The following is a 14,015-nucleotide window of genomic DNA, read 5'->3' on the forward strand; positions in this document are numbered from 1 at the left end:
CACGAGCTAACGTTTGGTGGCTGGGAATTCCTTGACTTAAATCAATAAATTGACTTAACCAGCGTCTTCGAGTTTTGGCAAAAAGTGCCATCGCTTTCCAACCATCACAACCGCATATTAATCCACATAAATCAATCCAAAATACAATCAGGGGGAGCAAGTCATGGTGCTTGCAGACTTTACGGTTGAGCAACTATCGAACTCCATGTTTTACTGCAACCATGACCAATTAATTGAAAACAGGGAAAGTTATAATAAGATAAAAGGACTAAGGCATGCCCATCCTTCCAAAGCGCTGATGCTAATTCTGTATAATTTATACCGCAAGATGGCATCAAAGAAAATAAATTTTATGACCCAGAAGGATAACATGTTGCATCTCTTTGTTGTTTAATCTTTCGAGTTGATTAATACAATCTCTTGCACCAAGAGCTACGTAACTTGGAAGTCTTGCAGTGAGGAGTAGCTAGTGATCCTCTATAATTGTTAACCTCTAACCAACAATACTGGAGTTTTGGATATTCGTATGATTTCCTCCGCAATACTACCGGTAAGTATATGATGAATTCCACGACGACCATGAGTTCCTATGACAATTAAGTCAGCTGATAAAGCTGTTGCTTCATTAACAAGTTTTTCGGCAATTTTGGGTTTTGAAGGGGTTAATTCGGTGAGTTTCATTTCAAATTCTATTTTTGACCTACTGAGAATTTTCTTCATTGAGTTTAGAACTTCCTGTCCTTTTTGTCTTGTTAGCTCAATAAATGATTTACGATCGACATCGCCTTCATACAGGGTATCAATGATATGAATCATCCATATCTTGGAGTTTTGATTCTTCGCGAGTTTAATGGCTTCTTTGAGTGCTAGAGTGGACGCGTTACTATCATCAACTGCTACCATAATTTGTTTGTACATAGATGTGACTTCCTTGCCAGTATTATATATTAAATAATACATTAGCTTTGCTTGCTTGCAATAATTCATGGCGTATATCTTTGGTTCTCATTGAGTTTTTTTTTAGTAACTGTGCCTAATAACCTGGATAAAAAGTTTGTTATAAGGTGGTATAGCCTCGCACTAAGCGTTTTTTCTGCATCAGGACTTACGAAAAACCCCAATCTCTTCGTTAAAAAATGTTTTTACTTCGGTCATTTAGTATATCTAAACTCCCTCATTAAAAACATTTTTTGCCTCGACCTTGGAGTTTTTCATAAGTCCTGTGCATTAGATAAAACAAGGCTGAATGCTCAGATTGTTGCAGTTGTTTGCCACTGTGAGATAAATGAGGATGGGGTTGATAGCGTTTTCAGGAATATTTATTGATCTATGATAGTTTGCTTATGACATCTATATATGACTTTACCTGTAGCAACCTCAATAATTTCGCCTTCAGTTCCTGAATGTTCCGAATCACATTGTTCAGTCAAAAGTATCATTAATGAATCAATATTTGATCCAGTTGTTGAAGAAATAATTTTTCCCTCCATTTTCATTCTGGCTTCATAAGGATCCTTCTCTTTAGGTGAGTTCATATCCTATACCTCCAATTTTATACTCCACTATATACATTATAGTGCAAACTTTTTCAGGACTTATGAAAAATCCCATTGTCTTTGTTAAAAAAGTGTTCTAATTCGGTCATTCAATTTTACTCCCTAATTAAAAACACTGTTTGGCTCAACCTTGGGTTTTCGCAAGTAATGTTCTTTTTAAAATGGGTATAAAAGGATTTCAAAATTGAAGTTAAAATCGATTTTGCTATTAAGGCAGTTTAGCCAATAAATGAAGCGGTAATAGGGGGTAAATCAACTTTAATTTTTCCTCCCCATGCGAGCCTTAGTGCATTAATAATGGCAAGCCCATCAATTAGTTCTTGAAGAATTGCGCCGGCCACTGGAGTAATTAAGCCGAAAGCAGCAAAGCTCATCCCTATGATACTGAGTAGCATTCCGCCAATGGCACTTTGTAAGGCAATCTTACGGACATTCAAGCTTAGATGAATCAATTCATCAACTTTTTCCAACGTATTTTCCATGATTACGGCGCCTGCTGCTTCAGAAGTTATATTGCTATATTGTCCAAAGGCAATACCTACTGTTGCTGCTGTAAGTGCGGGCGCGTCATTAATGCCATCACCCATAAATACTGTAGGTGCCTTTTGTCTTTCCTCTCGAACAATGGCAAGTTTTTGTTCAGGACTTTGTGAGGCACGAATTTCTTTTAAATCCAACTGTGACGCTAAATATTGTACTTCCGATTCCCGATCACCAGAGACAACCATTATTTTTTTAAATTGATGTGAAGGGGTTAAGTGACTGATAAAGGATTTTCCTTCTTTTCGGGGGGCATCATGAAAAATTAATGAGGCCACAAATTGTTCATCGAAGAGGACAAGGCACTCTAATCCTGGAGATTCGGCCGGAAGTTGGTTAGCAGATTGAGGCTGATTGAGTAGAAATTTATTGCGACTGGTAACATAGATTTTATGATTCGCGATGATTCCGGTCAATCCTTGCCCTGGTTTTTCGGAAACATGGGAGGCTTCAAGCAATTCTAAATGGTGCTCTTGAGCTGCTTTAAGAATTGCGGGAGCCAGCGGATGTTTTGAATAACGTTCAAGACTTGCTATGGATTGTAAAATGATATCTGGTGTAAGGTGTGTATTTGGGGCGAGATGAATTTCTGATAATGTAGGTTTACCGTAGGTCAGAGTGCCGGTTTTATCAAAAATTGCAGTTTGGCATGTAGGCAATCGTTCAAGAACGGTGGGATCGCGAATAATAATACTTTGTTTTGCTGCCATAGAAATGGCGCTGATCAATGTAATAGGAATTGCAATCAGTAAAGGACACGGCGTTGCGATCACCACCACAGCGAGAAAACGCATTGCCTCTCCAGTGAAGTACCAGGCAGCACATGCAAAAATCAAGGCTAAAGGAGCAAAAATTGCTCCAATTTGATCTCCTAATCGTCGCAAAGAAGGCCTCTTTTGTTCTGCTTCCTTAAGCACTTCGACGATCGCTGCATAACGTGAGTCGGAAGGTAATCGTGTCGCTTGAATGGTTAAAGGGGATTGCCCATTGATTGCACCGGAAAGTACGGAAGTCCCAGGCGCTTTTGATATCATATACGGTTCACCAGTGAGATAGGATTCATCCATAACACCATGTCCTTCAATAACATTGCCATCGACAGGACAAATTTCATAAGGATAAATCACAATATTATCGTCAACACGAATATCAGCTAATGTGATGTCTTGAATTTGGTCTTTTATTTTTCGATGCGCTTTGGTAGGCATACGCTCAGCAAGAGCCATCAAAACAGAGGAGGCTTTACGCATCGCATACTGCTCTAATGTTTGTCCGCCAGCCAACATCAGGATAATCAGCACAACAGTCAGGTATTCATGCAGAAAAGTGCCGGTGATTAATGCAATAGCAGCCAAGGAGTCTGCCCCTAAGTTTCCTCGAATCAATTTGAATACAATTTGTAAAAATAAGGGGATTCCCCCTAGGAACATAATAATCAATAAAGGGATTTCTGCTCGAGGCAAATCCATTATCTTCATCATGACATATAGAAGAATTGCGATGAGTGATAGGAAAACCAAAATCATTTTCCATTTTGAGGCCATAGTCGAACTGGAGAGGTCCATCGATCTTGATTTTGAAATTATATATTTCAAATCATAGTTAATGGAACGCAATGATTCAAGTCTTATAGTCTTGTAGCCTGGGTTCCATTGCGCTGCACCCAGGCTATAAAGGATTAATTACATAGGCTTTTGTAAGAAGCAACCAGACTGTTTGGGTTAGAAACTGGTAAGTCTGTATCAGCACTCCACATAATGGCACCTTTGAGTTGTTTGCTCTTAATAAATCGACATACAGCCTTTACTACCTCTGGAGATTGGTAGCCGATAAATTGTTTGGCTGATGAATTGTAGAGATAAGAGCCCGTGATAAAAGAATTATTGTTCTCATCCAAGGCATTTATATGAAAAATCTTATAACCCAGCTGTTTCACCAATTTATCAACGGCCTTATAAGGTAATAGACCATCTTGTATTGAATATTCAGAAGCAAAATGACTGGCGCCAGTCCAATGTTGTTCAAAACCCGGAAGAGCAGGATTTTCACCCGTATCTACCCCAGAAAAACCTCGTCCATAAGCCGCTAATCCAATTTGTAATTTTCCCTTGGGCATTCCATATGCGAGAACTTGTTCTGTAATGGAATCCGTTGCATAGTTAATCGCAAACTCATCTTTACGGCTGGTGTCCGGTTGCTTTAAATAAGCATGAACTGCGGTATAGGGATCACTGCTTTGTGACCATGGTCCATGTAAATCATAAGTCATTAAATTAACACTATCAGCGTAAATTGCGATTTGTTTAAACCAACCGCCATCAACTGATTGATTGATTTTTTCCAAATAATCTTTATTTACTGTGATTGTTACTGAGATATATGCATCTTTTCCTAAAGTTTGACGACTGGCTTTAACTAAATCAAAAAGGTGTTTGTAGTCATCCAGGGTATTAGCATCAGCTGGTAATTGACCGCCCGTTTGTAGATCAATTGGTGGTTCGAAATCATAATCAATTCCTTTTAAATTTTTAAAATGATCCATCCATGATTTGAATTGATTCAGGAATTTATTTTGATTGGCAAAAATGGCTGCGAATGTGGCAGTGCTGATCCCTTGATTCTCTACGGTATTTGCCCCACCAATAGCAATAATACGCTTGGCGGTATATTTGTTGGAATTAATAAAGGCGCCAAAGCTATTGAGTTGTCCTACACCTTTTTGATCTGAGTAATTGAATAATTCTTTTTGACCTGTATTGCCATTCGTTTGCACCGAAGCGCAAGCGCCTTGGTTCGCCGCGCAAAAATTAAGGAAATTTTTGGTTTCAGGAGGCAAGGGAGATACCCAGGATCCTTCTAGGGGTAACTCACCCCAAAGATCAGCAAAATGCATTAAACCATCCCAGCTGGAGGGAATTTGGTATTGTGCTTGATTAGGATCGTTACTATTCCATACTTGTAAGAAACTCCAGGCGATGACATCCGCCTTGTTAAATTGAGCAACCATTTCTGGATTGGAAACATAAGCTAATTGCCCATAAGATCGACCAATTTTATAAGCGCCATCATATTCATAAGGGTTTTGACCATACATAGACCAATTGGTGGTGTATAAGGTTAATGCTGCATTTGCTACTGCGGGAATTAGAAAAGCAGTAAGCGTGGTTATTCGCATAATTTTCTTTACAAAAGTCATTATGAACCTCCAATAGACAGGGAGTTAAATTTTACTCCCCATGGTTAATAAATAACCACTGTCAATTATGACAGGGGGATCATAATGTTAATAATTGAAATTCCAATGCCTTGGTCAAAGATTGATATTTATTTTTAGTCCCTAATTTTTTATTGATTTTTTGAATATGGAAATTAATAGTTCTCTCACTGAGCTCAAGTCGTTGCGACATCTCTTTGACTGAAAATTGTTCTGCAATCAATAACAAGCATTGAATTTCACGTTGGGTTAAATGAAAAGCCTCTTTTTCGCTTACCTGATCTAAAAGATGGGGCTGGATGTAGTGATAATAGTGATGTGCTGCAACAAAGAATTCATATTGGGCTCGGTTTTCTTGCAAGTGGCATTGTTGATTTTGCATTTGCACGAGTAACAGAATTGCAAAATTATTATGCGGACCATGAATAGGAATTGATAGACCCGATTCCGCACCAAAAGCAATAGAGTCTTCTCTCATTTTTCGCTCTGATTCACATGTTGCTTGAGCTAATTGTTGTTTTAAATTCCAATAGATCGGCAAATGGTTGTTATAAACAAAATTCAGTGTGCTATCGATATTATGGTATTGTTCCGCAAGATAATGTTGATGCCATGATTTGAAATTGGCAGAACACATATCATATTTTAAGCGATTCGCTGAATTTGGATGATAGGCATAATACGTGAATGAAAATGTTGTAATGCCTTTTTTATTCAAATAAGAACGCAACGCATGGTCGCAATCAGTGAGTGAGGAGGCCTGTACCAATTCATTTTCTAATATTACGAGCAAATCAATCATATTTATTCATCGCTCTACGGGTTATAATGACGAGGGCTGCATTTGCTGCAAAAATATAAAAGAAAAAGCCGGAGTAACCCATTTTTTGCTCTATCCAGCCACTAAATGCGCCAAAAAATACGTAACTTGATGCCATGATCGAAGTACAGACACTATACATGGACATCGGATAATTACTTCTATTGGCAATCATTAAGAGATAGCCCATATAAGTGCCATTAGCTAATCCTACCGTAAATTGATTCAATAAAATGACCAGATAAAGTAGTACGTCGTGTGCATGAAAAAATGGAAATAAAAGGTAAAGAAAATGCCCCATAAGCAAGAATAAAGTCACATTTTTTAGGCACTTTTCGAAGGCATAACGAGTAATGAGCCAGCCTGAAACAAAAATACCCAGCATCAGAAAAATACCGCCAATTATTCCATAAAGTTGTCCAACCTGAGATACATTGAGTCCTAACCCTTGTTTATCCAGCAAAAATAAAGGAATAATTTTTTGCATTTGTGCTTCAGAAAAATTGTATAAAAAGATAAAGAGCAATATTGGGAAGATTTGAGTATCAAAAAGAAGTGTTTTAAAAATTTCGTAATAATTCAGATTTAACGATTCTTTTTTGGATTGGTTTTCCGGGATTTTGGCTTGATGATAAAAAGTGAGTAAAAGGGCTATTACAAATAAGCTCAGGAAGAATATTTGCCATACATTAAGTTCATAATACACGGCTAAACTGCCAATTAGAGCCAATAACCCACCCTTAATAATTAACCGACCCATTTGATAAAAAAAGCTACGTAAAGCGACATATTTTTTTTGTTCTTCATGACTTAAATTAAGTAAATAAATGCCATCTGAAACAATATCATGCAGCGAAGAAATCAAAGCAAGACCCACAAAACCTATTGAGCTGATCATAAGAAAATAGGAGTTGTCGACACAAAATGCTAATATGATAAAAATCAGGCTTATACTAACTTGCGCATAGAGTGTTAATTTTTTTTTCGTAGCAAGATGTTCCAGAAAAGGAGCGAAAAGAGGCTTAATTGTCCATGGTAGCATGAATAAACTGGTTAAAAATGCAGCCTGTGTATTGGTCATTCCATATTGTTGATACATGATTGTCGCAATTAAGGTGACAACCACGTAGGGCATGCTTTGAAAAAAATAGAGACTGGCTACCCATTGATAATTCTTTGGAGATACTAAGGAACACACGTATTAATTCCAAATTGATCATTGATCACATTGTAACATAATTGTGCAAAAATAAAAAATAGGGGCGGTCTTACTGTATTGTTGACAGATTTTCTGTATTTCAAAAGGCAAAAAATTGAATTCCTGTAGTCATGAGGGCTCTATTAGTGTTTGGCATTCCAATTCAGTACAATCTTCCAGTTCTTCTCTCATTTTAGAAAGATAGACATCAAGAGATTGTTCTTGTTCTTCTGAGTCTTGGGTTATCATGTTTCTGATTCGTTCCGCAATAAATAGCATATCTTGAGGACAAACAGCCTTGATTTTGTATTTGAAAAAAATATTTTCATTAATATATGAGATCATTTCTTGCATGTTTGCAGGAACTTTTACCTCAACTATGGGGTTTGCGGAATATAACTCAAGATAGATGATTTCTTTTTCTAAATGAGAAACAACGGGGTTAAGCAGTCGAGCTAATTTTTGCAAATGTTCTGATAGATTTGTTTTTGAGGACTTGGCGTCCATCAACCAAGCCGCGAGAGAAAAAGCGTTATCCTCCATCGCATAAGCTACGTTTGATTGATAAATATATCCCCAAACTCCTTGAGATGTTTTTTCACAAGCTACCATGACATAGGAGTGTCCTGGTATATCAATGCGAACAACTTTAGGCAAGTCATTCTCGAGTTCTTCGCCAAGGCTCGCTATAGAATATGTTCCCGTTCTGGGAGAAATCATTGCATCTCCGGTCATCAAGGTACAAAATGCATTTGCAATATCACCACACCCAACTGGTGAAAAAATAGCTTGTTCTATGGAGATATTGAGTAAATTATTTTCTTCCATTGTTAAAAGAATTTTGACGGTGGATTCCAAGTCAATACCGCAAATAGCCAAATAGAGTTTAGCATCTGACGTACTATTAAATCGTTTCGCATAGGCATCTAATACAAGTTTTCGAAAAGTGGAGTCAAAATTATCTATTGAATAATAGTTCGAAGGAGCGAAAAAAGCAGATTTGCTTTGCATGAAAATGGAATGAAGTTATATATTGTTATACAATATTGCTACTTTTTGTTATTTGTGGCAAGAATTTTAATTAATTAAATATTTATGATGCTTAAATCGAACAATTATAAATTTTTTATCGAAATCAATACATTTAAGATCCATGTTCAAACGATACTAAATCGTCTAAGGAACCAAAAGGATTCTAGTATAGTTAATGCAATTAAGCTTATTATCGATGGAAAATCGCATGATTCCTTACCTAAAGAAGTCATCACTTTAGATCTTCTTCTGAACCAACCAGAACAATTTATTAAAAATATAGATAATGAGACCAAAAAAAATATTCACGATGCAATTAGGGAAATTCTAGAGGCTTTTATCGATGAACTTACAGATGAAGCAATTTCTTCTAAGCCTGAGCCACAATTTTGACAGCGATCGAGCGGCTATATAAGTTCGCATCGATTCTGTTCTATTTTTTAATTATTTTCATCATCTTCTTCAATCCAACAATCACTAGGCCCACCAGGCGGTGTTGGACGTCTTGGCATCGGGGTGGGATGAAATTTTGCTCCTTTTTCATTTCGTGTAACGCGAGTTGTTTCTTTTTTCCGATGAATAGTGATCGTTCTGTTTAAGGTATCTATCAGGTTTTGTTCTTTAAATAGAAATAAGAGATCGCTGTCGAGTAGGGTTTTATCTGTTTCGCATTTGCCAACCATGAATAAATTCGCATCATTTTTATCATTAAAGTTCGCAATCCCTGTCTTTTCTAAAGTATTCTCTGTTTTAATCATTACGTGGAATGAAAACTGAACGAAATTAAGATCTCCATTTCCTTCTGCATATTTTGCATAGGCAACAGAGATATGTTCCCTATTAAATTCATGTAATAAATCTGAATCGTCATAGAGTCTAAAAATAATGTTTTGTTTTTCCAGTTCTGTGTAAGCTGATTTTTTTGCGATGAAGAGGTGAGTATCATTTAAGTCACTAAATTCTGCAATTATTTTTTCTTCGCCTCGTGCAAATTGCTCGGTAACTTTATATCGCATAATCCCATGAATCAGTATTGAATTTATTTTTTAACAGACTGGCATAACAAATAAATATTAAAAATAAAACAATACGTATAAATATTGTACTATACTAGTCTAAAGATTGTAAAGTGCTTTGTTGGCTTTAAGTATACATCTCATATTTATGGAAGGGCAGTGTGAATTATCACACTCGAGGATAGGAGAAATAGTTAAATGAAAAATTTTGTTTAGGTGTTTTATGAAAAAAATAGATTTAGTTGTTGTAAAGCCCGCCCTATTAAGTAGTAAGCAAAAATCCGAGTATGTAACCCTTCATCAAGAGTATTTATTTTTAGACAAGGAGACTTTGCTTGAATATTTGGCCCCAAGAGATTACGTACTACTCTTTTACGATAAGAAAACAAAAAAACTTGTTGCAACCATAGGTGTTTCTATAATACATCTTAAAAAGGATGTATTAGTTTATTTTGGAAACGTGGTTGTTGATGCATCTTATAAGCATTCGGGTATTATTTCATATGCCATGACAAAACATGTTTTAAAATTATTTTTATTATATCCTTTTAAAAATAAATACTGTTGCGGTTTAGCTTCATCATCGGGTACCTTGGAATATTCGCTGAAATATACTCCTTGTTGGCCAAACCCCAATGAAAAAACACCATCTCATATCGTTCAATTAATGCTTGATACTTTAAAAAAATTAAATATTGATAAATATCGAATTGAAAATGGTAATGTAATTACCTATAACTTATCTGAAAAAATAAATTCTACATTTCATAAAAAAGGACATTCTTCTACAAAAATGGACAAGTATTTCAATAAAATTAATCGTCATTCTGAGCAAGGAGAGCAAGTTTTTTTCCTGAATCCAATTACGATGAAAAATACATTGAATCTTGCAGTGCGTGGATTCCATAACCATTTGATAAAACAACCTAAACTTTATCATAAAATCATGAGATGTAAGACGACTAAACCTGTTTATACAATTGTGCTTCTAATGATAACAATGATAAAAATCAAATTAATTAAATAAAAAGGGAATTATAATTTAAAAGAATGATTTAATTCTAAAATGATAAGGAATTAATTATGGGGCACGAACAGTTTGATTATTTAAATGCGTTCAATCGTAACATCGGTTGGCTTACTGAAGAAGAGCAGATTTTTCTTAGAACAAAGAAAGTTGCAATCGCAGGGCTTGGTGGCGTTGGCGGAATTCATTTACTCACCCTGGTTCGTTTAGGCGTAGAACAATTCCATCTTGCAGAGATGGATAATTTTGAAATCCAAAATTTTAACAGACAAGTTGGCGCCACCTTAAGTTCTCTTCATCAACCCAAAATTGATGTACTTGTCCAAATGGCCCAAGATATCAACCCAAATGTCAAAATTTCCTGTTTTAAAGAAGGAATTAATCAGCATAATATCAACGAATTTCTATCTGGGGTGGATCTATATGTAGATGGCTTGGATTTTTTTGTTTTAGATATAAGAGCCCAGGTATTTAAACGAGCTTATGAAATGAATATACCGGCAATTACTGCCGGCCCCATAGGGATGGGGGCTTGTTATTTGGTCGTGATGCCAGGTCAAATGACGTTTGAAGAGTACTTTCAATTTAATGGATACAATACTGAAGAGCTTCCTGTTCGTTTTTTGGTTGGACTAAACCCTAAGCTTTTTAATAGGCATTATTTGGTTGATCCAAGTCGAGTTAATTTTGATTTAGAAAAGGGGCCGTCAACAATAATTGCCTGTCAATTATGTGCGGGGGTTATGGGCGCTGAAGCTTTAAAAATATTGCTTCATCGCGGTACTATTTATGCACTGCCAAGATATCATGTATTTGATCCCTACTTGTGTAAACATCGCATAGGATGGATGCCTTGGGGAAATCGAAATCCAATTCAGAGAATGAAAATTTTTCTAATGAAAAAACGCTTAAGTTCTTCAAGTTAAGACAAGGACGACTTTTTATCGGAGGATGCGACAACAGTCGGAAAAATTTTAGCACTTGCTCGATGGGCACCTAGTGGTGATAATTCACAGTATTGGCGATTTGCACTAGTTAATTCTTCGCAAATTAGAGTGGTAATGACCATTAAAACGCCAACGAATTGCTATGATTACTGAGGGATACCCACTTTAAATAAATTAGGTGCAATACAAACCAATCAATTGGAATTAGATTTTCTTCCAAGCTTATTTTGTGGTGCTCATTTTTTTCTTATTCCCAAAAGCTCAATTAATGGAGATGAGTATTACCTTAAAGTAGGTGCTGCCATGCAGCGATTCAAAGACACCCCATGAAAATTTAAGGTACTTATAAAGTTACTCATGGTTAATTATTTGTACATAACTTGTTCCATCCTCGCCAACAACAACACCATGAATTTCAGTTGCAAAACCTGGTAGTTCTTCTCCTATATCATCTAACATGAGCAAAAAATCGAGAATCAATTCACAATCGTCCGTGATTTGTTCTCCTGGCATAATTAAGGGAATACCAGGAGGATAGGGTAAGATCATTACAGCAGAAATTTTATCTTTTAATTGTGCTAAAGGTATAAGCTGCGTTTCTTGACGAATAAGTTTTTGATATGCCTGATGAGGCGTCATGACTACTTTAGGTAGCATGTCAAAGGCATGGTACATCATTTTTGGCAAATTATGTTTTTGCATCAAGTTATGGAGGGTTTTAGCTAAGGTTTGGATGGACATTTTTTCATAAAATTCAGGATGTTCTTGATGCAGTTGAGGGATTACGATTTTAACAGGAGCATTTTCATCATAAAGCTGCTTAAATTTATTTAAAGCTGCCAATAAGGCCATTGATTTGGCCCGGGTAATTCCCAAACTAAATAGAAACAGCATCGAGTATGGGCCTGTTTTCTCAACAATGATTCCATGAGATGCTAAAAATTTTTCCACAATAGAAGCTGGAATACCCCATTCATCTAATTCATCATTCTTGATTCCTGGCAAAAGAACGGTCACCTTGACTGGATCTAGGAATAAATGATCTTCGTCTACTTCATGAAAACCATGCCATTTATCGTTGGGTTTTAAAGCAAAGCAGGATGATTTGTTTTCTAAAACAGGTTGCCATATATCAAAAAACCAATCGGAACTTTGTTTTTTCAAGCGCTTTATTTCTGTTCGGAAATCTAACGCTAATTCAATTGCTTCATTGATTAAATCATACCCCTGATTTCCCGCCATTATTGCAGCCGAAACTTCACAACTGGAAATAAGAGGATAGAAGGGAGAAGTGCTCATATGCATCATGTAATTGGTATTAAGAATGTGTTCATTGAAATTGCCTTTCACATGGATCATGGATGATTGACTAAAAGCGGCTAATAACTTATGGGTTGATTGTGTTTCAAAAATCACTTGATCTTTTTGGGGAGTTAAACTGAGCCCGAATTTTTCAGCGTAAATAGGATGGAAATTAGTATATGGAACCCAGGCACTATCAAAATGTAAATGTTTTACTTTGAGCTCGTTTTGAAGATTTTCAACCTTGTAAAGTATGCCATCATAAGTTGAGTTCGTAATGACTGCATATGTAGGCCAGGAAACTGCTTCGGGATGTTCCAAAATTTTGTCGTGGATTGCTTTTTCTGTATATTCCGATTTGGGGATTCCCCCAAGTATCCCATAAGTATTGCGTGTAGGCTTCAAATAAATAGGAATGACATCAACCATCATTAAAAATTGGGCGATTGATTTATGGCAGTTTCGATCAATAATTACGGTATCCCCGGAAGTTGCTGAATACATGCCCACTATTTTATTGGATGTAGAGGTTCCGTTGGTCACTATCAATGAACGATCACTTTTAAATACATTCGCTATAAATTGCTCGGCGTCGCGTTGAGGACCTGAGTGGTCCAATAAGCTTCCAAGCTCTTCTATTGAAACTGAAAGATCGGCGTGAAAAATATTTTTTCCAAAAAAGTCATAAAATGCAGCACTGGTAGGATTTTTTTGAAATGCAGTTCCACCTAAATGTCCCGGAGTGCAAAATGCATAATTCAATTCCTGAACATAATGCATGAGTGCTTTGGTAAAAGGGGGTAAAATTGCGTGTTGGTATTTTTCTATAGCAAGCAATATGCGTTTAAAATCATCATGCGCCAAATTAGCATCATATTGTAAAAAATCTAAAGTAAGGTCAAAGTCACTTAGATTGATGTCAATCGAGGCATGCTTATTGGCCATGGCAAAAACAGGCAATAATTTATTATGACTCGAAAAATGATGTAAATCATCAAATCCAAAATCATCCCAATCATAAAGAATAGTAACAATTCGGGGATTTAAGCTACTCACATCATAGGCATCCTTTAATGAAGTGCATACGGTAAGCTCATAATTTCTTTGTGTTAAAAAATCTTCCAGCATACTGATAAAATGCTTTTTGTATGGTTCAATTTCTTGTGCATACACAATAAGAATATGATTCATTGGTTGTCCTTTACCTCAATTAGTTCTCTAAAATGTACTTTAGCCTATTCGTTTTAAATGGTACAGGACTTACGAAAACCTCAAGGTCAAGGCAATTTTTTGCCTCGGCCTTGTTTTTTTTCGTAAGTCCTGTGATATATTTTTTATGATCATTTAAAAACATTTTGATTAA

General features: G+C 36.2%; 13 protein-coding genes and 1 pseudogene. 4 read left to right on the top strand and 10 right to left on the bottom strand.

The window, feature by feature from the left end:
* From ELY20_RS05550 to ELY20_RS05590, 8 genes are all read right to left on the bottom strand, one after another.
* Window positions 1-193 (bottom strand): transposase family protein (locus ELY20_RS05550; protein WP_148112577.1); only part of this gene is annotated, 193 nt, incomplete at its 3' end.
* A 293-nt stretch (window positions 194-486) separates the two neighbouring features.
* Entirely contained in the window at window positions 487-918 is a 432-nt protein-coding gene (locus ELY20_RS05555; protein WP_110143900.1) for a universal stress protein, read from the bottom strand.
* Window positions 919-1,319: 401 nt separating this feature from the next.
* Entirely contained in the window at window positions 1,320-1,535 is a 216-nt protein-coding gene (locus ELY20_RS05565; RefSeq protein ID WP_110143895.1) for a hypothetical protein, read from the bottom strand.
* Between the two features lie 239 nt (window positions 1,536-1,774).
* Window positions 1,775-3,622, bottom strand: coding sequence for a heavy metal translocating P-type ATPase (locus ELY20_RS05570; RefSeq protein ID WP_233590505.1), 1,848 nt, complete (start codon window positions 3,620-3,622; stop codon window positions 1,775-1,777).
* Between the two features lie 152 nt (window positions 3,623-3,774).
* A complete protein-coding gene (locus ELY20_RS05575; RefSeq protein ID WP_110143893.1) occupies window positions 3,775-5,292 on the bottom strand; it encodes a glycosyl hydrolase family 18 protein in 1,518 nt (505 codons plus the stop codon).
* Window positions 5,293-5,371: 79 nt separating this feature from the next.
* Entirely contained in the window at window positions 5,372-6,112 is a 741-nt protein-coding gene (locus ELY20_RS05580) for a helix-turn-helix transcriptional regulator (protein WP_110143892.1), read from the bottom strand.
* Window positions 6,105-7,328 carry an MFS transporter gene (locus ELY20_RS05585; RefSeq protein WP_110143891.1) on the bottom strand — a complete coding sequence of 408 codons (1,224 nt, stop codon included), beginning with the start codon at window positions 7,326-7,328 and terminating at the stop codon, window positions 6,105-6,107. The genes ELY20_RS05580 and ELY20_RS05585 overlap by 8 nt, the downstream gene beginning before the upstream one ends.
* A 129-nt stretch (window positions 7,329-7,457) precedes the next feature.
* On the bottom strand, window positions 7,458-8,339 hold the full coding sequence (locus ELY20_RS05590; protein WP_110143890.1) for a hypothetical protein: 882 nt from the start codon (window positions 8,337-8,339) through the stop codon (window positions 7,458-7,460).
* A gap of 84 nt (window positions 8,340-8,423) precedes the next feature.
* Between ELY20_RS05590 and ELY20_RS05595 the strand changes: the two genes are divergently transcribed.
* The gene (locus ELY20_RS05595) at window positions 8,424-8,753 is read left to right on the top strand and encodes a hypothetical protein (protein ID WP_110143889.1); all 330 of its coding nucleotides are present in this window, start codon (window positions 8,424-8,426) and stop codon (window positions 8,751-8,753) included.
* Window positions 8,754-8,800: 47 nt separating this feature from the next.
* Here ELY20_RS05595 and ELY20_RS05600 read toward each other — a convergent pair whose 3' ends face one another.
* Window positions 8,801-9,376: a hypothetical protein gene (locus ELY20_RS05600; RefSeq protein ID WP_110143888.1), complete on the bottom strand. Its 576-nt coding sequence runs from the start codon at window positions 9,374-9,376 to the stop codon at window positions 8,801-8,803.
* A 223-nt stretch (window positions 9,377-9,599) separates the two neighbouring features.
* Here ELY20_RS05600 and ELY20_RS05605 point away from each other — a divergent pair, with 223 nt between their 5' ends.
* The 3 genes and pseudogenes from ELY20_RS05605 to ELY20_RS17140 form a co-directional block, all read left to right on the top strand.
* Window positions 9,600-10,403: a hypothetical protein gene (locus ELY20_RS05605; protein WP_110143887.1), complete on the top strand. Its 804-nt coding sequence runs from the start codon at window positions 9,600-9,602 to the stop codon at window positions 10,401-10,403.
* Between the two features lie 56 nt (window positions 10,404-10,459).
* On the top strand, window positions 10,460-11,329 hold the full coding sequence (locus tag ELY20_RS05610) for a ThiF family adenylyltransferase (protein WP_110143886.1): 870 nt from the start codon (window positions 10,460-10,462) through the stop codon (window positions 11,327-11,329).
* A 42-nt stretch (window positions 11,330-11,371) separates the two neighbouring features.
* Window positions 11,372-11,503: pseudogene (locus tag ELY20_RS17140) on the top strand (hypothetical protein); the annotation flags it as partial.
* A 198-nt stretch (window positions 11,504-11,701) separates the two neighbouring features.
* On the opposite strand, the gene ldcC reads toward ELY20_RS17140, so the two are convergent.
* Entirely contained in the window at window positions 11,702-13,843 is a 2,142-nt protein-coding gene (gene ldcC, locus ELY20_RS05620; protein ID WP_110143885.1) for a lysine decarboxylase LdcC, read from the bottom strand.
* Window positions 13,844-14,015 lie beyond the last annotated feature (172 nt).

Origin of the sequence: Legionella qingyii (assembly GCF_003990155.1) — a bacterium.
GTDB classification, from domain to species: Bacteria; Pseudomonadota; Gammaproteobacteria; order Legionellales; family Legionellaceae; genus Legionella; species Legionella qingyii.